Here is a 20,401-nt window from a genome sequence, read left to right on the forward strand (position 1 = left end):
TCCATGACGGAAATAAGTCAAAGAAGCCGTGTTCTCGCAACTTCCGCAGAAATGCGTTCATTACAGAGACATCAAGAATTGATCAACTATCCCGGTATTCCCATCAAATAACTAGGGCTTAACACCAGTGACACGCATATCACGTGGCTCACGCAACTTGTACATTGCCGCTTCTTGCCGGACTGAAATGAGTCCAACTCCTAAAAGCATTTCAGCCAAGCTTTGTGGTGTATAGGCCCACCGATGGCACATCAGTGGATCCTGCCAACCGGGATCTCCATAAAGCACCCACATGGTGCGTTGCCCCCGTTGATCAGGAGCAGAGGACTGAACAGGATCCGCAAGAAGGGCCTCGCAAGCAGACAACAGATTGGGGCACTCCACAATAAGTTTTCCACCAGGGCGCAAGACTCGAATCCATTCTCGCAATATGTTCTCCACCTCCCAGCGCCATAGATGCTCAATCACATGCACTGAAAGAATCTCCGATGCATAGCTCTCCGGCAAGAGAGAAAGGTCAGCAACATCACAAACAAGATCTGGCCGCACACCAGCCCGTTCGGAAGCGATGTCAATGTTCAAGTAGCCATCAAGCAGATGGTTGCCGCAACCCAGATTGATGCGAATATCAACCTGCGGAGTGATGCGACAGGGATGACGAGAAAGAAGCTGCTCCCATTGGTCAGCTACGCGCTGAAGGGTATAAGAGCTGGCAAGGGAAACCTGGGCATCCATCACTTGTTTGGCAGCCTCCTGACGGTTATCGAGAAACCACTTCAGACCTTCAACGAGCGAATCACCCAACCAAGCACCGCGCCCTTGGAATGGCAAGTAGCTGGACGCAGGAGAAGCCACCACATAACATCCTCCCCAGAGAGACTCTGTAAGCCGGTTGCTCGAGACCCCCACCTTCGTGCCCTTGAGATCAATAGGAAGAAAGGCAACAGTTGAACGACGCAACGCGACTAACGTGGAGGAAGGATCCTCCCACTGAGTGAAGGTAATCGTAAAGGCCAAGCCAGCTGATAGGATTCCAAACTGGAGTTCCAACAGTTGCTCATCACTTAATCTGGTAACGATTTCGAGTGCCAGAGGATGTGAAATTGAAAGCTCGTGAAGCGGCATCAGCCACTGAAGCAAGGCATCGAGGTTGGCGAAGTGCCCAAACCAGAGCAAACGTAGCGGCGCCCCCTCAACCTCCCTCACCGGCGGCGGCTGCGGGCGATCACCCTCCAAGGGATCGGCCAGCAACGCCACGCTGGTGGGATCACCGGTGTAGAGGCCAACACGGCAAACAAGGTACTCTGAAGCACATGTGATCGTATCGGCTGCGAGTAGCAACTCCAGTGTGCGGCGTGATCGGTGGTCCCCGCAGGCCACCAAATCATCGGTGTAATCCACGATTACCTCAACGTCAAGCTGACGGGCCTCGGCAATCAGAGCGAAGGCCACATCGAGCATCTGTTCAAAAGCTGCCGCATCCGGATGCGACAACTTCGAGATGATCAACCAAGATCTCGCCCCACTGCCATCGAGAGCCGTCTTTAACTCAGTAGGGGAAACAACCGCCACTACCCTATATCCGCGCCGCACCAACTCCAGGGCGGGAAGGGTGCCGCGCAGCCGATGGGTGGCCAGAGTGTGAATCGTGGCCGCTGCGTCCCCGCAGGATGGCCACTCCTGAGGCCAAGGGCTTCCGAAGTAGAAGGCGATAGTCATGCGTTGCGGCTGGCGGGGCGGAGCGACCGCCAAAACCTTACCGCCACTCGCTAGCTGCGCGAGCACCACCATGGAGGATTCAGCTACCACTTGCTAGCATCGACGCCATCCGCCAGATGCAGGTGAGCGAAGAGAATCAATCCATCTGGAACAACTATATTCGCTGGTATTACGATTCCAATGTGTGGAAACAGACAACCTGGCGAGGCATTCGGACTCTGAAGCTACCTTCAGATCTGTGGAACTACCAAGAGATCATCAGCGAACGCCGCATTGAGTGGGTGATTGAAACAGGAACACGCCATGGCGGCTCCGCCCTATTCTTGGCTGAAGCTCTCATGGCTAGGGCAAGCCAAGGCAAGGTGATCAGCATCGATGTGGATGCGGAAAGCCGCCAAGTCGAGCAGCATCCCAGCATCGATTTTGTAATTGGCGATAGCGCGGATGCCGTAACAGCGCTAGCCGCTGTGAGCTCCATGCCTTTGGATCCGGGCCCCATCTTCATGATTCTGGATTCTGATCACTCCATGGATCATGTGCTCAAGGAATTGGAACTCTGGGTGCCATTTCTGAATCCAGGAGATACTCTGATCATCGAAGATACGATTATCAATGGCCATCCTGTACGCGCCGATTTTGGCCCTGGCCCCTATGAAGCGGTGCAGGAGTATTTGGAGAAGCATCCCGGCGAGTTAATCCATGATCAGCGCCGAGAGCTGAAGTTCGGGATCACCACCGCTGTGGCGGGATACTACATCAAAGCAGGGCCGCCGCCAGATTCCGGAAACGTGGGGAACGAGAGGGGCGGCCGGCAAAGTTTGCCGGCCGGGCTGAGCCTGCCGGGATCCATCGCGAATCAGCAGCCGATCTCCTCTCCTCCCACTTCAGATGCCCTCAACCTTGAGATTGATCTCACTGACGCCGGCCAGATCGATGCAGCCCTGGGAGAACTTGATGCTCAGCTGGCCAACGATGGCTCGAACCCCGAATTGCTCGTGGCCATGTCCCACTTGTTGGAAGCCAAGGGACAACTGGGACAGGCCATTGAATCCATGCAGCTTGCAGTGTTGCTGGATGGCACCACTATCTCATTGTTGATCCGCTTGGGTGAACTACTGATCAAAGCAGGCGAACCTGGTTCCGCCGAAGAAGTGTATTCCCAGGTGGTCGTCTTAGCACCAGAGAACAGCAACGGATCGGTAGGCCTTGCACAGGCTTTGAGTGACCAAGGCCGCATGAATGAAGCACTCTTGCACGCGGAGCGTGCGGTACAGCAGGATCCCCAGCAGCCGCGCACCCACGAAATTCACGGCTTAGTGCTAGCTCAGCTTGGGCGCATGGGTGATGCCATCGCCGCCTTCACAGACGGGCTTCAGTTGGATCCCTCTAATGCCAACCAACTTGCCTATCGCGGCATGGCGAAGTTAGCCTGCATGCACGATCAGGAGGCATGGCAAGATTTTGCCTGGCGATTTGCTAGTGACACTGGAGACGTTGAGCGCCACCAGGATTTGCCACTCTGGACTGGCGAGCCGATCTCGACACCTGTATTGATCTGGCGAGAGCAGGGCCTCGGCGATGAGATTCTCTACTTCGGCTGGCTTCGCTGCCTGATGGCCACCGGGCAGCCATTCGTGGCCGAAGTGGAGCCAAGATTGTTAGCACTATGCCGTCGCAGCCTACCTGGAGCCATCATCATCACCTTGGGTGAGTCGCCCAACGATTTCGGCGTGACCCACGCGTTGCCGATGGGCTCTCTTGGCGAATTCGTAGGCACGCACCGCAACACGCCAGCATTCCCCCCCCGCTACCTGCAGAGCGAACCTGCCACTACAGCCAGGTTTGCCCACCAGCTGATCTCCCCTAGCGCCGACCATTCACCGCTACGCATTGGTTTGGCATGGAAAAGCATCCGGCCACGTGTTGGGGCCTTCAAATCGATCGAGCTTTCGCAATTTCTGCCTATGGCGAGGGATCCTCGCCTTCAGCTCATCAACCTTCAATACGATACAACCGCTGAAGAGATTGAGGACCTCAACAAGCAGGCTCTTATCACGATGATTGATCCACCGATCAACAAGCGCCAGGATATCGATTCCCTTGCAAGTGTGATCGATTGTTGCGATCTTGTGATCACGATCAGCAATGTGACAGCCCATCTGGCCTGCGCTCTAGGCAAGGAAGCCTGGGTGCTCTTGCCCGCAGGCCGTGGCCTGATCTGGTATTGGCATTGCAACATTTCCTATTCGCCCTGGTACCCCACCGCACGGCTCTATCGACAGCAAACAATCAATTCCTGGGACGGAGTAGTGCGCGAGGTGCACGACGCGCTAGCAGAACGCTTGCAAAGAAAAACCCCACCAAAGGTGGGGTAAAGGAAGAGAAGAACTCAAGCCTGGTGTAACCAGCCCTGTGGATGATCAACCAAAGGTGCAGCTGATTGCGCCTGCTGCTGAAACTGTGATGGTGGCTGTGGCATTGTTAGCCGTGGATTTCTGATCCAAGCAGCTGATACCAGCAGCGCCAGGTGTGAAAGCGGCTACAACGGTGCCACCACCAAGGCAGTTGGAGGTAGGGGTCACGGTGACGCCAGGGCCAGCGGTCGTTGTAATCCCAGTTTCAATATCGGAGGCGGCCGCAGTGGCACATTCCTTGGCAAGACCAATGGCTTCGCCGATGCGGGCGCCGGCGGCGGCGGCGTTCCGTGCGTTCAGGTAGGTGGGCAGGGCCACGGCAGAAAGCACGCCCACGATCGCCACAACAATCATCAGCTCAACGAGCGTGAAGGCGCGAGCGATGCCGCGGCGGGTATTGAGGGAGCGGATCAGCTGGAGCTGGGTTTTGGAAGAGAGTTTCATGGGCCTGGATGGGGCGTTGAGCTGGTAAATAACCACGCTTATCCTAGCAAAGGATCGGCCAAATTGGCGCCTTTGCGGAGGGATGGCGGCTGGATGTGGAGATCTTCACACACAGAAACACCCCAGAAATTGCCAGCATGCCACGCAGCGGGCAGGCACACGATCTGCCAAGTTTCAGCTGTGCCATGCCCCTCAGACTTGCCCGGATGAGCTGACACCTTGAATGGTCCCAAAGCACCATGGCAACTGGAGAAATTAGGCATCTTCGCCGCTCAACCAGCTCTCCAGCCCTTCACCGAGAAACGACAAGCCCAGTACCAGCAAAAACATTGCCAAGCCGGGGTAAAGCGCCGTCCACCAGATGCCGGTGGGCACGGCCGTGAGTGCCTGCTGCAGATCACCGCCCCACTCGGGAATGGATTCGGGCAACCCCAGGCCAAGAAATCCAAGCCCACCCAGCACCAGCACCGCATCGGCAGCATTGAGGGTGAGCAACACTGGCACGGAGGTGATCACATTGCGCAGCAGATAGTGGCGCAGGATCCATAACGGGCCCGCCCCCAGCGAACGCGCCGCCTCCACATACAGCTCGGCTTTCACCTGGGCCGTTTGGTTGCGCACCACACGGAAATACTGGGGCACGTACACCACGCACAACGCCGCTGCCGCATTCGGCAGGCCGCGGCCCAGCAGAAAAGCCAGCACCACCGAGAGCAACAGCACCGGCAGGGTGTAGAGCGTGTCCATCAGCAGCACCAGCAGCCGATCGATCGGGCCACCCAGATAGCCGCTCACCATGCCCAGGGGCACACCGATCGTGAGCGCCACCACCAGCGCCAGCAGCACCACCTGCAGGGCCACGCCGCTACCTGCAAGGGTGCGGCTGCACACATCGCGGCCGAGGCGGTCGGTGCCACACCAATGGGCCAGCGAAGGCCCCGCATAGATCGGGTTCTCCAGGCCGGCGCTTGGATCCGGCAGCATCCCCGCCTGCACCAGCAGCGGCGTGAGCAAGGCCACGAGCGCGTACGCCAGCACCACCACCAAGCCCCAGCGAGCGATGCGCCCCGACAGCCCGGCTGGCCGCCAGCTGAACAGGCGCAGGTTCAGGGATGGGGAGGAGAGGGGGGTCACAACCGGCTCATCGGCAGCAGCAGCACAAGCGCCAGGGCTTCTGACTGAGAAGATGCACTGAGTATAGGGTGAGGAAGGGGTGAGAGCCACCGGTCAGCGGCAAAGTGCAGCGGCCGCTAACCATTACGTTTCCGTGGTGGAGCGCCGAGCTCCCGGCCAGGCCTTTGCAGGGCACACTGACCAACACGGGATTGTTTGTGATGACCGACCTGGTGGACCCCCAAAACCATCGTGTCCTGATCGTCGATGACGATCCCGAACTGCGCCGCTTTCTCAGCCAGGAGCTGAAGGTGGAGGGCTATAGCCTCGAGCAGGCCGACAGCGGTCAGAACGCCCTCTCGCTGCTTCGCGACCAAGTGTTCGATCTGGTGATGCTCGACTGGACCCTGCCTGACTTTTCAGGCGTGGAGGTGTGCCGTCGCATCCGCCGCAGCGGCATCAAAACCCCCGTGCTGATGCTCACCGCCCGCGATGACGTGCGCGAGCGGGTGGAGGCGCTCGATTCCGGCGCCGACGACTACGTCACCAAGCCGTTTTCGCTTGAGGAGCTGCTCGCCCGGGTGCGGGCCCTGATCCGCCGTTCCATCCCCAACGAAGAAGCCACCAACGACGCCGCCGCGGTGGTGAGCCTCGGCAACCTCAGCGTCGACACCGGCAGCCGCGAGGTGTCCCGCAACGGCATCCCGATCAACCTCACCGTTCGTGAGTACGACCTGCTGCTCTGCCTGCTCTCGGAGCCCAACCGCGTGCTCAAGCGCGAAACGATCCTGCAGACCGTGTGGGGCGACAACCACTACGGCGACGACAACCTGCTCGACGTCTACATCCGTTACCTGCGTCGCAAGCTTGAGCAGGAGGGCCAGCCCACCTTGATTCAGACGGTGCGAGGTGTGGGGTTCATGCTGAAGGAGGGTCCTCCTGCAGGTGCGGGCTGATCCGCCGCAACTTCAGCTGAAAATCGGCGCCGCCGCCCGGGGTTTCCGCCACCCGCGCTGTGCCGTCCATGCGTTCCATCAGCAGCTTCACCACCGAGAGCCCCAGGCCACTGCCGCTGCCCACCAGGTTGGCTGGCACTCCGCTCGCCGGTGCCCCCCGCACGAACCGATCGAAGATGCGGCGTCGGTCGCCGGGATGCACCCCCGGGCCGTGGTCACGCACATGCACCACCACCTCGCGCTGGCTGCCGTCGGCGAACAGCTCGATCGGGCAGCCCACCGGTGTGTGCTTGAGCGCGTTCTCCACCAGGTTGGTGAGGCACTGCTGCAGCCGATCGGCGTCACCCCAGGCCCGCAGCGGCTCCCGCTCCTCTGAGGGGATCAGCCGCAGGCGACCGGTGGTGTAGACGGTGAGGCGTTCATAGGCTTCCAACAGCTCCTGGTCGAGATCCAGTTCCCGCAAGGCCAGATCCAAACGGCCGGCATCGTCTCTGGCGATGTCGAGCAGGTCGGTCACCAGGCGTCCCATGCGGGCGGATTCGCTCTCGATCAAGGCCAGAGGCCGGCTCTCCGGGGCGCTGGTGGGGATCTGGCGCCGCAGACGCTGCGCATACCCACTGATCAGCGTGATCGGCGTGCGCAATTCGTGCGCTACGCCATCTGCAAACGAGGTCTGCCGCTCCCAGGAGGTGGCCAGCCGGTCGAGCAGGTCGTTGAAGGAGGCGGCGATCTGCTGCAGTTCCCGCGGTTGCTCGTCCACCTTCAGGCCCTCCGCCGAGAGGCTCTGGTTCGGCAACGTCACGTCTTCCAGCCGGGCGCTGAGCCGGCCCAGCGGGCTGAGGCCCCGATCCAACGCCAGCCGCATCAACGCACTGGTGAGCAGAGCCGTGAACACCGCCACCGCGATCAGCAGGTCCTGGGCATTGATCTGGCGCCTCACATCGGCGGTGAAATCCTCCATGTAACGCACCAGGGCGCCACCGCCAGACAGGCGCACCGGCTGGGTGGAGAGCAGAAAGGTGTTGCCGCTCAGCCGCAACGACATCGCATTGGGCTTCCCCCGAGCGATGAGCGCCAGCTGGGCCGCCAGGGGCCCCAGTGGGCCCAGCCCGAAGGTGTTCTCGCGCTGCGTCACTTTGTAGGGCTTTCCGGCGGCCGTCTCCACCCAGATCAGCAGTCCTGGTGTGAGCAACTGATCCAGCCGCACCTGGATCTCGGCCGCATTGCGGGGTACAGGCGCGCGCAGCAGCGCCTGATGCACTTCAAACACCGTCTGGCGGTGGCGGTCACGCCGTACCTTGCTGGCGATCAGCCCGTTGGAAAAGACCAACACCGCATACCCCACAAGGATGGCGAGCAGGCTTGTGATCTGCAGCTGGCGGCGGATCGAGGCCCGTGAGCGCCGCCGCCTTGGTGCTGGGTTCTCAGCCAACGCGCGGACCGGGCGAGGGGCGTCTCATGCCGGACGGGCCTAGCTGCCAAGTATGAAGAGAGTGTAAGTGTCCCTCTGCGGGCCCGCTATGGCGCTCAGCAAGGAAGACCCCAGGATTCTGGTGGCATCCAAGCCGGCCCGACAACGTCATCAGCGCACGATGGCTTGCGTGTCCGGAACACATCAAGCTGAACACATCACCAAGTTTTCGCGCTTATGTTGAGGAGGGCTTAGGCATTCAACGCCCAACTCTCATCTATTTCCAAACTTCGCCCACTTTCCGCCGCCTTTCTTCCCGATCTTTCAGGTTCATACGTTTCGGCCCGGTATGACCACAGACCTCCTGCGGTTGCGGCTCCTGAGGATGCGGCGCCAGCGGCTCATTGACGCGGCAGGCCATGGAGCGGCCACCGCCAACGAAGGCTTCAGCCTGATGGAGTTTCTGCTGGCGGCCATTCTGATCACCATCGTGGTCAGCGGCACCACCGTCACGTTGATGGCGAACAACCGCTCTGGTCGCCCCATAGACAACGCTGATGAGCTGGAGCGCCTCATCGCTCAGGATCTGGCCTTGATCCGCGAGCTCAACAGTCGCTTCAGCTGCTGTGGCGAGGAGTGTGGCGAGGCGGCCCTTCCCGGCGGTATCTCTGGCGCCTGCGGCAGCGCCGCCCTTGCAGCGGCCGAAAACCAGCGCGACGCTTGCCCGGACGGGGGCATGGCAGAACGCATGATCGCTGCCTTCCCGGAGCCGCCCACCGCCCCGCCGGGTGTTTCCCTCACCCGCACGGGCCCCACCGTCTCCGACACCGACCTCAACCGACTGCAGTGGACCTATACGGTCTCGGTGGACGGCGTCACGATGATATCAAGGGTGGTGAACCTGATTCCCGATGCAGCTACGGGTTGCCGCTGAAGCGAGTGGCCCATGAACCCAGTGGCATGTGAACCGGGCCGGGGCTCAGGGTGTTGGCTCAGAGAGCTTCGCCGCAGGGATCGCTACGCCGCTGCCCCCTGAGGGCAAGACCGGCAGGGTCAACGGCTGCTCAAAGGCCACACCTGCCACCGAGATCAGCGAATTGATCTCGACCCAGCGCACTGTGAAATTGGACATGCACGGTGGGTCTGAACGCCGAAGGATCAGGCTGATAACCCCCTCTTGGCCTTTCTCGAGGTTGAGGCCATGAGGCAGGGCGATCTGAAGGCGCAGGCCACCTTCGCTCAAATCCAGCACATCCACGTTGAACCAGGGCTGGCCCTCCAGGGATGGGAAACTGATGATGGCGCTCAATGGCTCCGGCAAGACGCGGCGCACACTGGCGCGGTCAGCCGGGAGATACCCCTCTGGCTGGGGAGGTGGCGCATGGCCGGAAAGCCCCTCGCCAGCAGACTCGCTGTGGAGAGGATTGTTGCTGTCCCCTCCCACACCATTGAACGCTAATAATGCGCCAACATTAGAACAATCAGCCCGCTCCGGCCGCCGCCTCCATGCTCAGGCGCTGCTCACTGCGCCCCGCTCCGCCCGGAAAGCTCTGCTCCAGCCGCAGGCCAACCACCTCACTCTCGCGATCCAGGCAGGCAGAGAACGGCAACCGCGAAGAACCGGCAAGGTCGTGGGGATGGAGGCCCCCGGCTGGCGCCGCCGGTCTCCCCAGCAGGGCGGCGCATCCCTTCCATGGCGTGGCTTCAGCAGCAAGGCGGTCGAGCACCACTCGGCTCTGGAACACGCTGCCGGGGTTCACCTGGCCATGGAGGCCATAGGCGGGCCCGCAGCGCCCCAGCACCCGCCCCTGCCAGATGCCACTCGGCGCGGCTCCCACGCTGTAATCAATCGTGCCCTCGGGCGTGTGCAGGCGCAACACTGCGGTACGTCCAGCAAGGCCACAACGGCTGGTGCCCTTGACAGGGTCGTCGGCAACCGAGAGGGCCCGCACGAGGTCGCTGCGGATCAACGCCAGCGCCCGCTGTTGGTTGCCGCGTTCGCGCAGCGCACGGGTGAACTGCTGGGCATGGCGACCTTCTCCCACCAGGGCCTGGATCACCACCCCGCAGAAGCCCAGGCCCAGGGTCATCGCCAGCAGCATCTCCACCAGCCCGAACCCCCAGCGCGTCGCGGCAGGGCGGCGGGTGCAGGCGACAGTCAAACGCAGCGTCATTGAGCTCAAAGCGTGGGGTCGGGGCCGCAGGCGGCACTGTCGGGAGGGGCCTGGCCCGGGCCCAGATAACGGCCAAGGCGCACGAACCCCAGGGGAAGGGCAATCACCAGGCAGCGACGCAACTCCGTGCCCTCGCTGCTCAGCACCACCGTTCCCCCATCGAGCACCAGCCCGGTGCTGCTGAAGCGCAGGGCGGCGGGCAGGTTGTGGCTCAGCTCCACACCGGCCGCTTGCCCACCGTCATCGAGGCCCATGATCGGCTGCGCGCAACCGGGCAGCTCGCCGCCCGTGGGCGCCTGCCAGCCCTGCTCCCCCAGCTCCAGAGCACAGGGTTGGCCGCTGGCCTCAGCAGCCGCCCGGCCGTGCTCGATCGCCAGGGCGATCCGCCGGGTCGCCGCCTCCAGCCGCTGGCGGGCCAGCGTTTCGCCGCTGTCGCGCAGGGCCAGCGCCGCCAGCACAGCGAGGATCAGCGCCGTGATCACCCCCTCCAGCACCGTGTACCCGGCCTGCGGCCCTTGCGGGGTCACGCCCCCACCTCCAGATCCGTCATCGCTGGCAGCTCGGGAACCACCGGGCAAAGGCCATGGGCTGCGGCACTGAACAACCGCCGCCGTTCCAACTGCCCCTCGGCAGCGGTGTAGATCAGCCACACCGCACCGCCATCCGGAACCAGTTGCTTGCGCACGCCCTGCGGCAGGGATGAGGCGCCGCTCGCCAGGCGGGAGACCATCCATGCCGCCGCCACTTCGCAAGAGGCGGGAGCGGGCTGGTCGCGCGCCACGCTGGCCCGCAGGTGGTGGGTGCGTCGCAGCAGATCCGCCTCGATGCCGCTGGCCAAGGCCTCGCGTGCGGCGGCGGCCTGGCTCCAGACGGCACTGGAGGCCCATAGCCGCACAGAGCTGGTGGCAGAAAGGCTGAACACCGCCACAGCCATGATCGCTTCGGTGAGCGTCACAGCCCCATCCCCCGCACGGCGCTGATCGGAGCCGCGCCGGCCTCCTCGGCCAGGCTCACGGCAAAACGACGTTGCATCCCATCGGCACCCTGCTCGCCGACGAGCTGCAGCAGCAGCTGGGCTGGCTCCGCAGCAGCGGCAGGTTTCCAGGCCACCACCCGATAGGACAGCCCCGCCACCGATCCGGCCACGAGCGCAGCGGCGGTGAAACCTTCAGCGCACACCTGCCCCGACCAGCGCTCCGAGGGCAGGTGGAGCAGGCAGGCAAACGGCCCGCTGAGCTGGGCCACCACCTCCTGGGCGGCGGAAGCCAGGGCATCTTCGGCCTGATCGCGCTTGAGGTCGGCCTCCAGCCTTGACCGCGCCTGCAGCGCGGCCGTCTGCACCGACAGACCGCTGAGCAGCAGCACCAGCGAGGCGGCAAAGCTGAACGGCATCAGAAAGCCCTGCGAGGGCGCGCGCCGCTGGGCCCGTTGCAGCGTCAGTTGCCGTCTGCCGCAGCGTGTTCTCCTCGGCTCCATGGGCATGGATGATCACGACCCTGGGAGTGTTCCCGGCCGTGGCTGATTTGCTCCCCGGCAGCGCAGGAAACACCCGGTAGGCTTCGCCCGCTACCCACCAATCACGCAACCGGGCGCCACCGATGGGATGGGATCACGGCTACTACTCCAGTGATTACTACACCATCGGCTACTACCGGGAGATGGCGCCGAACTGGCTCGATTTCGCTGCGCTGGTGAAAGGGCACCGCCCGCCCCGCTCGGTGGAGGGCGAGCCGTTCAGCTATCTGGATCTCGGCTGCGGCATGGGCTTTGGGCTCTGCATCCTGGCGGCGCTCTACCCCGAAGGCGAGTTCACCGGCGTGGATTTCCTGCCCGATCACATCGCCCATGGCCAGTGGCTGGCGCGCCGCCTGGGGCTCGCCAACATCACCTTCCTGGAAGCCGATTTCCTTGATCTCCAGCGTGATCCCTCCCCGCTGCGCCCCGCCGCCGCGGGGGCGACCACACCAGGTGGAGTGGCCCAGTTCCACTATGTGGCCGCCCATGGCATCGCCACCTGGGTGATCGAACCGGTACAGCGTGCCCTGTTTGCAGTGGCGGCGGCGGCACTGAGGCCCGGCGGGCTTTTTTATTGCTCTTACAACACCTATCCCGGCTGGCTGCCACTCCAGGCCTTCCATCAGCTGGTGAAGGTGGAGCGCCAGCAGGGGGCGGGCACGGCGGCGAAGGCCGCCTTGAAACGCGCCAGCGAACGAATGCTTGCCCTGGTGGGCCCGGCCGAAGACCCCGCCGCTCTGGGCCTGGCCCTGCCCACGCTGCGAGCAGAAATGGAGAAAGCGCCCCGCAGGGATCAGCGCTACCTCTCACAGGAATACGCCAACGACGGCTGGCAACCGCTCTATGTGGCCGACATGCATCAGCGCCTGATGGCGCACAAGCTGCGGCCCCTGGCCAGCGCCACCTTGCCGGAACTGTTCGACGATCTACTGCCCGCGCCGCTTCAGGCCGTGGTGAAGGCCGAACAGGATCCGCTGGTGCGCGAAACGCTCCTGGATCTGGGCAGCAACAAAGCCTTCCGCCGGGACATCTTCGTGAACGGCCAGCTCCACCTCAACCTGGCCCAGCGCCACCAGGCCCTTGGCCGCTTGCTCTTGACGCTGCAGGCCGCGCCTCCCATGGACAACTACACCTTCACCACCAGTTTCGGCACCCTCACCGCCAGCCATGCCTCCTGCGCCGGCATGGAGGCGCGCCTGACCGAAGCTGGCCCCTGCAGTCTGGAAGACCTCGCAACAAGCACCAACATGCCGCCTGAGGAAGCCATCCGAGTGGTGACACTGCTGCTGCATGCTAACCGCATCGGCCTGCACCGAGGCGCTGCCTGCGAGGCCGCCCGCGCCAGCTGCCAGCCGTTCAACGCGGCAGTCATCGAACTGATGCTGGAAGGCGCCCAGCTCGCCAACCTTGCCAGCCCGCTGCTCGGCAACGCCGTGAGCTTCACCACCATCCAGGCCATGCTGACCCAAGGCCTGGAGCAAGGCATGGAAGGAGAGTTGCTCGCGGTGTGCGTGCAGGCGGGCCTGGCCGCCATGGGCGCCGCTGATATCAAGGATGCCAAAGGCCAGCTTCTGGAAGATCCTGCCGCCCAGCTGGAGGCCTTCCAGAAGCTGGCCGCCGATCTTCAGACCACCGGGCTGCCGATGCTGCGCCGCCTTGGGGTGCTGGCCTGAGCTACTGATTGAGCTTGAGCACCGCCATGAAGGCCTCCTGGGGCACGTCCACGCGGCCCATCGCCTTCATGCGTTTCTTGCCCTTGGCCTGCTTCTTGAGCAGCTTCTTCTTACGGGAGATGTCGCCGCCATAGCACTTGGCCAGCACATCCTTGCGGATGGCGCTGATGCTTTCGCTGGCAATGATGCGGCTGCCGATCGAGGCCTGGATCGGGATCTTGAACTGCTGGCGTGGAATCAGCTCCTTGAGCTTCTCCACCAGCCCCTTGCCCACGTTGTAGGCCTTGTCGCGGTGCACGATCGTGGTGAGCGGATCGGCCTTCTCACTGTTGATCAACACGTCAAGGCGCACCAGCTCGTTCTTGCGGTAGCCGATCAGGCTGTATTCCATCGAGGCGTAGCCCTTGGTGCGGCTCTTCATCACATCGAAGAAGTCCGTTACCACCTCCGCCAGGGGCATCTCGTAGTGCAGGGTGACCCGATCGGTGGTGATGTATTTCATGTCGATGAACTCACCGCGCCGCTCCTGGCACAGCTCCATCAAGGCGCCGTTGAAGCTGTTGGGGGTGTAGATCTCCAGCTTCACGTAGGGTTCTTCGATCGATTCCCGTTTCTGCGGATCGGGCAGGGTGGCGGGATTGTCCACCATCTGGACACTGCCGTCCACCATGTTCACCTGATAGATCACCGAGGGCGCCGTCACGATCAGGTCGAGGTCGTATTCGCGCTCAAGGCGCTCCTGCACGATCTCCATGTGCAGCAGCCCCAGGAAACCGCAGCGGAAACCGAAGCCCATGGCGCTGCTGGTTTCCGGCTCGTACTTCAAGGCCGCATCGGAGAGCTGCAGCTTGTCGAGCGCTTCCCGCAGATCCGGGTATTGATCGGCATCGGTGGGGAAGAGGCCGCAGAACACCATCGGCTTGGCCTCGGCATAGCCAGGCAGCGGCTCGGCGGCTGGATTGGCCGCCAGGGTGATCGTGTCGCCCACGCGGGCATCGGCCACCGCCTTGATCGAGGCCGCCATGTAGCCCACCTCGCCGGCGTGGAGGCTGTCCACCTGCCGCTGGTCGGGCGCCATCACGCCCACCTCATCGAGCTCCACCGTTTTGCCGCTGGCCATCAGCAGCACCTTGTCCTTGCGGGCGATCACGCCGCTGATCACCCGGAAGTACACGATCACGCCCCGGTAGGGGTCGTAGTAGGAGTCGAAGATCAACGCCCGCAGCGGCTCGCTCACCCGGTCGGCCGGCGCCGGCACCCGGTCCACCACCGCCTGCAGGATGTCGGGCACGCCCAGGCCAGTTTTGGCGGAGCAGTCGATCGCCTTGGAGGTGTCGAGGCCGATGATCGCCTCGATCTCCTCCTTGATCCGCGCGGGATCGGCGCCGGGCAGGTCGATTTTGTTGAGCACTGGAATGATCTCGAGATCGTTCTCCAGCGCCAGGTACACGTTGGCCAGGGTCTGGGCCTCCACCCCCTGGCTGGCATCCACCACCAGCAGGGCCCCTTCGCAGGCCTGCAGGCTGCGGCTCACCTCGTAGGAGAAGTCGACGTGCCCCGGCGTGTCGATCAGGTTGAGGATGTAGAGCTCGCCATCGGCCGCACGGAACTCCATCCGCGCCGCCTGCAGCTTGATCGTGATGCCCCGTTCCCGCTCCAGCTCCATGTTGTCGAGGAACTGGGCCTGCATGTCGCGCTCCGCCACCGTTCCGGTTTCCTGCAACAGGCGGTCGGCCAGGGTGGATTTGCCATGGTCGATGTGGGCAATGATGCAGAAGTTGCGGATCCGCTGAACGGGAACGTCGGTCATCGCAGCGGGTCAGCCCGTTCAGAGGAAGTGTCCGAATCTTAGAAAGCGGTCCCTGCGTCGCCGGGACACCACGCCGGCCGTGCCGAACAGCCCTGCCTTCGGCCGCCCTGCCTAAGCTGATCGCATCCGCGAACCCGATCCATGTCCAGCGAAACCACCGCCCCCACAGCTGAGGTCCCGGCCGCCGATCCCCGTGCCCTCACGGTCGAGAACGTGGAGCGTGTGCTCGATGAGCTGCGCCCGTATCTGATGGCCGATGGCGGCAACGTGGAAATCGTGGAAATCGACGGGCCGATCGTGAAGGTGCGCCTGCAGGGCGCCTGTGGCTCCTGCCCCAGCAGCACCATGACGCTCAAGATGGGCATCGAGCGCAAGCTGCGCGAATCGATTCCCGAGGTGAGCGAAGTGGTGCAGGTGCTCTGAGCGGGGGACCGCGCAGAACTAACCTGCGCCCCATCTGCAATCCCCTCCGTGCTGGATCAGCGCCTCCTGCGCGACAACCCTGCGCAGATCGCCGAAGGCCTGAGCCGCCGGGGCGCGGTGGCTGATCTTGAGGGCTGCCACCAGCTCGCCCTTGAGACGCGTGATCTGGAACAGCAACGCAGTGAGCTGCAAGCAGAAGGCAACCGCATCGGCCGTGAGGTGGGAGAGCTGATCAAGGCCGGCGCCGCCCCCGGCGGCGCGGAGGTGAAGGAGCTGCGCCAGCAGGGCGCGCAGATCAAACAGCGGGTGGGGGAGATCGAGGAGCAGGAGAAGGGCCTCGAAGCGCAGTTGATGCAGCAGCTGATGGTGCTGCCCAACCTGCCCTCGCCCCTCTGCCCCACGGGCCGCAGCGAGGCCGACAACGTGGAGGTGAAGCGCTGGGGCACCCCGCGGCTTGCCGCTGAAGGAGAGCAGCTCGAAGAGCACTGGCAGATTGCCGAACGGCTCGGCATCGTTGACACCGAACGCTCGGTGCGGATTGCCCAGAGTCGCTTCGTGACCCTGATGGGCCAGGGAGCGCGGCTGGAGCGGGCGCTGATCAGCTTCATGCTGGATCGCCACTCCTCCAGGGGTTACACCGAAGTGTTGCCGCCGATCCTGGTGAACACAGCCAGCCTCACCGGCTCCGGCCAGCTGCCGAAGTTCGCCGAGGAAAGCTTCCGCTGCGCAGAGGACGACCTCTGGCTCACTCCCACAGCTGAAGTGCCCATCACCTCCCTGCATCGCAGCGAGGTGATCAACGCCGAACAGTTGCCGCTGAAGTATGCGGCTTACACCCCCTGCTTCCGCCGGGAGGCCGGCTCCTACGGCCGCGACACGCGTGGACTGATCCGCCTGCACCAGTTCAACAAGGTGGAGCTCTATTGGTTTTGCCTGCCCGAGCAATCCGAGCAGGCCCACGAGCAGCTCACCCGGGATGCCGAGGCGATTCTGGAAGCGCTGGAGCTGCCTTACCGGCGCCTGGAACTGTGCAGTGGCGATCTGGGCTTTTCGGCCGCCCGCACCTACGACCTGGAAGTGTGGCTGGCGGGGGCCGGCACCTACCGCGAAATCTCCAGCTGCAGCACCTGCGGTGATTTTCAGGCCCGCCGCGCCTCGATCCGCTACCGGGAGGGCAAGCACACGCGCCTGCTGCACACCCTCAATGGCAGCGGCCTGGCCGTGGGACGCACCATGGCTGCGCTCCTGGAGGCGGGCCAGCAGAGCGACGGCAGCGTCAGGATTCCCTACGCGTTGGTGCCTTACTTCGGCTCCGAGTGGATCGGGAAGCCGTGAGCGGCGCGGTTGGCAGGCCACCCAAACGCTGGAGCAGGGGCACTTTGCTGCCCATCACCACGGCAGCGATCTCTTGGATCCTCGCAATCTGAGCGGGTGTTTCCACAACCACCTGATGATCACGGCCAAGCAACTGCACATCGAGATCCTTGAGCCCCAGCAGCACACAGCTGCTGAGCATGGGCTCCTGAAGCTGTTCGCGCTGGGCCCGGTAGATCAAGGCCTCCAGCACGGAAAAGGGAACGGCGGAACCCACGGCGGGCAAGGCCAGCTGCGTGTAGGAACGCCCCTCCTGCATGCGACCCAGCAGCAACAGATTGAGGCGCTGAACCTGCACAGCCGCCTTGGCACCGGCGGGCCCACGCTCGAAGCCGATGGCTCCGGCCTCCAGCAAGAGCGCAAGCATCACGACAAGCTCACCGTGTGGTTGCTGGCAGATGGGAAAGAGGGAGTCAATCGATGCCGGTGAGGCCGAGAGGGCGGAGAGAACGGGTCCGTAAGCCTGCGGATCTCCCTGAATCTCGCCAAAGCAGGCTCTGAAGCGCAGGGCCGCCAGCGGGTGCGACAACCAGCCCTCCGGCGGCTGCAGCAGATGAAACGAGATCGTGCCGAGACGCTGGCTCCATTCCTGTGGCGTGAGCCGAACATGGCCCTTGGTGAAGAGATCCCTGCGGAATGCCTTATTGGTGGCGAGATCAGCCAGCAATTCACGGGCCTCTGTTCTTGGCTCTTTCACCACCACCTCGCGCATTGGAGCTGGCAGCAGTTCGATGAACGATTCGGAATAGGTGGCCGAACCTAGAAAAGACAACTTGTGCTGCTTGCAGCGCGCACTCATCTGGGTGAAATACAGCGGAGACCAACCCGCATTGGCATATTCACCAAAGAGATAGTCGACAGGTGCAAACTCAACGGATTGCAGCTCTCTACTCAGGTTTGGATACGAGGCGCTCAACTGGGAGGGCTGCGATTCATCGCCAAGCAGTTGGGTGAGCACGCGCGCTGCTGCATGGAAGTGGAGCCCTTGGGCCCCCTGGTGCGCTGCAGGAAACTCGAGCGCAAGAAGCTGTTGAAAACTGCTCCTTGCCAGCCAGCCGGGATAGGTGTTGTAAGAGCAATAAAACAACCCGCCAGAACGCAAAGAGGCGGCCGCCACAGCCAGCAGGGCCTGTTGAACGGGCTCGGTGACCCAAGTGGCGATGCCATGGGCTACCACGTAATGGCAGCCACCAACAGACCACGGAAGAAGCGCACCTGGAGCCGCCAGGTCCAGAAAATCAGCTTCGATGATCTCCAAGTTCTTCAGCCCGGCGCGGCGGGCCAGATCCAGACCGTGGGCCACATGATCAGGATGAAAATCCACCCCAAAAAAGCGGCCTTCTGGATAAAGCGAGGCCAGCAACACCAGGGAAAATCCCGTGCCGCAACCAAGATCGAGAAAAACGAAGGGCTCACCTTCAGATTCTCTGGGCGGCAAGTCACCCTTGAGCAAGGCGGCAAAATCAAGCCAACTTGGCGTTAGCTCACGGTAAAAAACACTCGTATAAGAACTTGAGGAGTGATAGCCGTGATCCCAGCCAGCTTGAGCCAATTCAGTGAATGCTCAGGGAGGCTCCAGAATAGAGATCAAGTGTGCGTGTGACCACGTTCGCAGAACCCGGCACGGTGAGCCCTAAGTTCAACCTCACCCAGGTGCAGTCGGCTGAAACGGTGGCTGAGAAAGCGGAAACGTTGGTAAGCACCCGGCTGCCAGTGGCTGCTGTTGCCGTTAGCAGGCCATTGGCTCCCACCTGGGGGCCATCCCGTAGCAAATCGGATCCGTTGAGGTAATACCTGAGCACGGTGTAGGTGATGGCGTTAGAACCTGGAGCTTGGACCGGAACCAGCAGACGCAGATCTGCAGCGGCGGCAGCGGGCGCGCACACAGAAGGATTCTGAGGCTTGCAGGGGGTATCGGGCGGGGTGGCCGTTGTGCGTGGATTGGCCCCACCGCGTAAAAGGCAGGCTTCACTCACCTCCACTTTCAACAGATCGGATACGCGCCTGAAGCTGCGATCGATGGTAGAGGAGGCATAGACGTTGTCTGCGATGCGGATCTGCTGGACAGAAAGGAAAGCCACAGATCCCATCGCGAGGATGGAAAGCACCCCTCCGATCAGCAGTTCAACCAGGGTGAAGCCATTCGCGTGCCTGGGTTTGGCAGCAGCAGATCTGATCATGTGCGCTCCCAAACGGTGCAGGTTTGAGCCACATTCCCTGTGGCGTTGTTGATGCCGGTGCTGATCGAGCCGAATGAAATCCTTACACAACGCAAGGGCAATTGATTGCTCACAGCGATCTTCACGGTGGCTTCCACATTGCCGGCCACAACCCCACCCCTAGGAGTGAAGGCCAACGATGTTGTGCCCACGGGGGTGTAGGTAACGGCAACGTCGTAGGTGCGATCACCGTAGACGGAGGGAAGTAACAGGTTGGCCTCTGGGGTGCACCTGGCATCGCTGGTCAGGAGGGAAGCAAACGTGGCTCCTGGTTCCAGCGCGTTGCCCGTTGTGAATTGCACGCGGCAGGGCCCAACGGAACCTGAGCGTGCAGAAATAGCCTCCAACCAGCCAACCAACTCGGCGGTGGCTGTGTTGGCGTAATCCCGTCGGGCGATCACCTGGGAGGAGGCATACACACCCCCCAGGGCGATCACACCGATCACCGCCACGGTGATCATCAGCTCGGCGAGCGTGAAGGCCTGCCTACGGGATGCGCGAAGGGAGCCAGCAACGTTGAGCTTCATGGGCAGAAATACGCCATCTGGGGGATGATGTTTTCAACGCGAACAACGCGGTTGTTGAGGGTGTTATCTGTAAAGGTAACCCGCAAGATGCGCTCGGGCTGGATGGATGTGGTGCGGGTGGCGTTAGCAGGCTGCGGAATGGCATTCACAGCCGTTTGGAAGGGTGTGAGGAAGGCGGTGTTGTTGTTCGCCGCACAGAGCTGCTCCACCGCAAGGGGCTCAGAAGGGGTGGTGGTATTCGGAAAATTGGCGGTGGTGGAGAGAAGATCAACCTGAGGGAAGTAGTAACGATCATCCAACGGATTGTTGGTGGCACAGGGCTGGGTCACCCCTGAGATCACCCCGAAGGTGGTGGGGGGGGTTGTTGTGCAAACTCCAGAACAGCAGGTGTAGCGGCGTGCCAATGTCTTGATTTCGCGCAGGTTGTCGTCAATGCTCGATTGCATCACTACCTGCTGCCGCGTGGACACTGTTCTGCGGCTGATGCCGTTGAAGATAGCACCGGTGGAGATCAACACAATCGTGATCATCAGGGTGAAAACCAACACCTCCACGATGGCGGATCCCTGTGCTGCAGAGGAAGGGCCATGGCTGTTGTGATGGCCTCTGAAATTGAGTGAGTTGCGCAT

20 protein-coding genes are annotated in these 20,401 nt (G+C 62.6%); 6 read left to right on the top strand and 14 right to left on the bottom strand.

Features of this window, described 5'->3' with window-relative positions; all coding sequences use genetic code 11:
• Positions 1-111: 111 nt before the first annotated feature.
• Positions 112-1,509 (bottom strand): methyltransferase domain-containing protein, encoded by a 1,398-nt coding sequence (locus tag KBY86_RS05215; protein ID WP_255140457.1) that lies wholly within the window; start codon positions 1,507-1,509, stop codon positions 112-114.
• Positions 1,510-1,835: 326 nt separating this feature from the next.
• On the opposite strand from KBY86_RS05215, the gene KBY86_RS05220 reads away from it, so the two are divergent.
• Positions 1,836-4,094 carry a CmcI family methyltransferase gene (locus tag KBY86_RS05220; RefSeq protein WP_255140458.1) on the top strand — a complete coding sequence of 753 codons (2,259 nt, stop codon included), beginning with the start codon at positions 1,836-1,838 and terminating at the stop codon, positions 4,092-4,094.
• A gap of 45 nt (positions 4,095-4,139) precedes the next feature.
• Here the strand turns inward: KBY86_RS05220 and KBY86_RS05225 are convergent, their stop codons facing one another.
• Together KBY86_RS05225 and KBY86_RS05230 are read right to left on the bottom strand one after the other, a co-directional pair.
• Complete coding sequence (locus KBY86_RS05225; protein WP_255140460.1) at positions 4,140-4,577, bottom strand: type IV pilin protein; 438 nt, start codon at positions 4,575-4,577, stop codon at positions 4,140-4,142.
• A gap of 255 nt (positions 4,578-4,832) precedes the next feature.
• The gene (locus tag KBY86_RS05230) at positions 4,833-5,639 is read right to left on the bottom strand and encodes an ABC transporter permease (protein WP_399221175.1); all 807 of its coding nucleotides are present in this window, start codon (positions 5,637-5,639) and stop codon (positions 4,833-4,835) included.
• Positions 5,640-5,911: 272 nt separating this feature from the next.
• On the opposite strand from KBY86_RS05230, the gene KBY86_RS05235 reads away from it, so the two are divergent.
• Positions 5,912-6,646, top strand: coding sequence for a response regulator transcription factor (locus tag KBY86_RS05235; RefSeq protein WP_255140462.1), 735 nt, complete (start codon positions 5,912-5,914; stop codon positions 6,644-6,646).
• Here KBY86_RS05235 and KBY86_RS05240 read toward each other — a convergent pair.
• Positions 6,609-8,078 (bottom strand): sensor histidine kinase KdpD, encoded by a 1,470-nt coding sequence (locus tag KBY86_RS05240; protein ID WP_255140463.1) that lies wholly within the window; start codon positions 8,076-8,078, stop codon positions 6,609-6,611. The two genes, KBY86_RS05235 and KBY86_RS05240, sit on opposite strands and share 38 nt — an antisense overlap.
• A 328-nt stretch (positions 8,079-8,406) precedes the next feature.
• Here KBY86_RS05240 and KBY86_RS05245 point away from each other — a divergent pair, with 328 nt between their 5' ends.
• On the top strand, positions 8,407-8,991 hold the full coding sequence (locus KBY86_RS05245) for a hypothetical protein (RefSeq protein ID WP_255140465.1): 585 nt from the start codon (positions 8,407-8,409) through the stop codon (positions 8,989-8,991).
• Between the two features lie 45 nt (positions 8,992-9,036).
• On the opposite strand, the gene KBY86_RS05250 is transcribed toward KBY86_RS05245, so the two are convergent.
• From KBY86_RS05250 to KBY86_RS05270, 5 genes are read right to left on the bottom strand one after another with little or no spacing between them, the layout of a single operon-like run.
• Positions 9,037-9,501 (bottom strand): PilZ domain-containing protein, encoded by a 465-nt coding sequence (locus KBY86_RS05250; protein ID WP_315855837.1) that lies wholly within the window; start codon positions 9,499-9,501, stop codon positions 9,037-9,039.
• A gap of 37 nt (positions 9,502-9,538) precedes the next feature.
• The gene (locus KBY86_RS05255; protein ID WP_255140468.1) at positions 9,539-10,219 is read right to left on the bottom strand and encodes a hypothetical protein; all 681 of its coding nucleotides are present in this window, start codon (positions 10,217-10,219) and stop codon (positions 9,539-9,541) included.
• A 17-nt stretch (positions 10,220-10,236) separates the two neighbouring features.
• Positions 10,237-10,758: a GspH/FimT family protein gene (locus tag KBY86_RS05260; protein ID WP_255140469.1), complete on the bottom strand. Its 522-nt coding sequence runs from the start codon at positions 10,756-10,758 to the stop codon at positions 10,237-10,239.
• Complete coding sequence (locus KBY86_RS05265) at positions 10,755-11,186, bottom strand: hypothetical protein (protein WP_255140470.1); 432 nt, start codon at positions 11,184-11,186, stop codon at positions 10,755-10,757. Before KBY86_RS05265 ends, KBY86_RS05260 begins: the two co-directional genes overlap by 4 nt.
• Positions 11,183-11,623: a hypothetical protein gene (locus KBY86_RS05270; RefSeq protein ID WP_255140471.1), complete on the bottom strand. Its 441-nt coding sequence runs from the start codon at positions 11,621-11,623 to the stop codon at positions 11,183-11,185. The genes KBY86_RS05265 and KBY86_RS05270 overlap by 4 nt, the downstream gene beginning before the upstream one ends.
• A 206-nt stretch (positions 11,624-11,829) precedes the next feature.
• Here KBY86_RS05270 and KBY86_RS05275 point away from each other — a divergent pair, with 206 nt between their 5' ends.
• Positions 11,830-13,419 carry a methyltransferase regulatory domain-containing protein gene (locus KBY86_RS05275; protein WP_255140473.1) on the top strand — a complete coding sequence of 530 codons (1,590 nt, stop codon included), beginning with the start codon at positions 11,830-11,832 and terminating at the stop codon, positions 13,417-13,419.
• 1 nt (position 13,420) lies between these two features.
• On the opposite strand, the gene lepA is transcribed toward KBY86_RS05275, so the two are convergent.
• Positions 13,421-15,229: a translation elongation factor 4 gene (gene lepA / locus KBY86_RS05280; RefSeq protein ID WP_094510161.1), complete on the bottom strand. Its 1,809-nt coding sequence runs from the start codon at positions 15,227-15,229 to the stop codon at positions 13,421-13,423.
• 141 nt (positions 15,230-15,370) lie between these two features.
• Here lepA and KBY86_RS05285 point away from each other — a divergent pair, with 141 nt between their 5' ends.
• Both KBY86_RS05285 and serS read left to right on the top strand, forming a co-directional pair.
• Positions 15,371-15,652: a NifU family protein gene (locus tag KBY86_RS05285; RefSeq protein WP_255140475.1), complete on the top strand. Its 282-nt coding sequence runs from the start codon at positions 15,371-15,373 to the stop codon at positions 15,650-15,652.
• 48 nt (positions 15,653-15,700) lie between these two features.
• A complete protein-coding gene (gene serS / locus KBY86_RS05290) occupies positions 15,701-16,987 on the top strand; it encodes a serine--tRNA ligase (RefSeq protein WP_255140476.1) in 1,287 nt (428 codons plus the stop codon).
• Here the strand turns inward: serS and KBY86_RS05295 are convergent.
• The 4 genes from KBY86_RS05295 to KBY86_RS05310 are packed head-to-tail and all read right to left on the bottom strand — an operon-like array spanning position 16,929 to position 20,401.
• Positions 16,929-18,578, bottom strand: coding sequence for a methyltransferase regulatory domain-containing protein (locus KBY86_RS05295; RefSeq protein WP_255140478.1), 1,650 nt, complete (start codon positions 18,576-18,578; stop codon positions 16,929-16,931). The genes serS and KBY86_RS05295 overlap by 59 nt on opposite strands.
• A gap of 1 nt (position 18,579) precedes the next feature.
• A complete protein-coding gene (locus tag KBY86_RS05300; protein WP_255140480.1) occupies positions 18,580-19,206 on the bottom strand; it encodes a hypothetical protein in 627 nt (208 codons plus the stop codon).
• Positions 19,203-19,772: a Tfp pilus assembly protein FimT/FimU gene (locus KBY86_RS05305; RefSeq protein WP_255140481.1), complete on the bottom strand. Its 570-nt coding sequence runs from the start codon at positions 19,770-19,772 to the stop codon at positions 19,203-19,205. Before KBY86_RS05305 ends, KBY86_RS05300 begins: the two co-directional genes overlap by 4 nt.
• Entirely contained in the window at positions 19,769-20,401 is a 633-nt protein-coding gene (locus tag KBY86_RS05310; RefSeq protein ID WP_255140483.1) for a hypothetical protein, read from the bottom strand. Before KBY86_RS05310 ends, KBY86_RS05305 begins: the two co-directional genes overlap by 4 nt.

The organism is Synechococcus sp. Lug-A (genome assembly GCF_024345655.1).
Taxonomy (GTDB): domain Bacteria; phylum Cyanobacteriota; class Cyanobacteriia; order PCC-6307; family Cyanobiaceae; genus MW101C3.

Bases quoted from the DNA above. Each gene is read 5' to 3' on its own strand.
- KBY86_RS05220 (WP_255140458.1), top strand. From the start codon at position 1,836: ATGCAGGTGAGCGAAGAGAATCAATCCATCTGGAACAACTATATTCGC.
- KBY86_RS05225 (WP_255140460.1), bottom strand. From the start codon at position 4,577: ATGAAACTCTCTTCCAAAACCCAGCTCCAGCTGATCCGCTCCCTCAAT.
- KBY86_RS05235 (WP_255140462.1), top strand. From the start codon at position 5,912: ATGACCGACCTGGTGGACCCCCAAAACCATCGTGTCCTGATCGTCGAT.
- KBY86_RS05245 (WP_255140465.1), top strand. From the start codon at position 8,407: ATGACCACAGACCTCCTGCGGTTGCGGCTCCTGAGGATGCGGCGCCAG.
- KBY86_RS05270 (WP_255140471.1), bottom strand. From the start codon at position 11,623: ATGCCGTTCAGCTTTGCCGCCTCGCTGGTGCTGCTGCTCAGCGGTCTG.
- KBY86_RS05275 (WP_255140473.1), top strand. From the start codon at position 11,830: ATGGGATGGGATCACGGCTACTACTCCAGTGATTACTACACCATCGGC.
- lepA (WP_094510161.1), bottom strand. From the start codon at position 15,229: ATGACCGACGTTCCCGTTCAGCGGATCCGCAACTTCTGCATCATTGCC.
- KBY86_RS05285 (WP_255140475.1), top strand. From the start codon at position 15,371: ATGTCCAGCGAAACCACCGCCCCCACAGCTGAGGTCCCGGCCGCCGAT.
- KBY86_RS05300 (WP_255140480.1), bottom strand. From the start codon at position 19,206: ATGATCAGATCTGCTGCTGCCAAACCCAGGCACGCGAATGGCTTCACC.
- KBY86_RS05305 (WP_255140481.1), bottom strand. From the start codon at position 19,772: ATGAAGCTCAACGTTGCTGGCTCCCTTCGCGCATCCCGTAGGCAGGCC.
- KBY86_RS05310 (WP_255140483.1), bottom strand. From the start codon at position 20,401: ATGCGCAACTCACTCAATTTCAGAGGCCATCACAACAGCCATGGCCCT.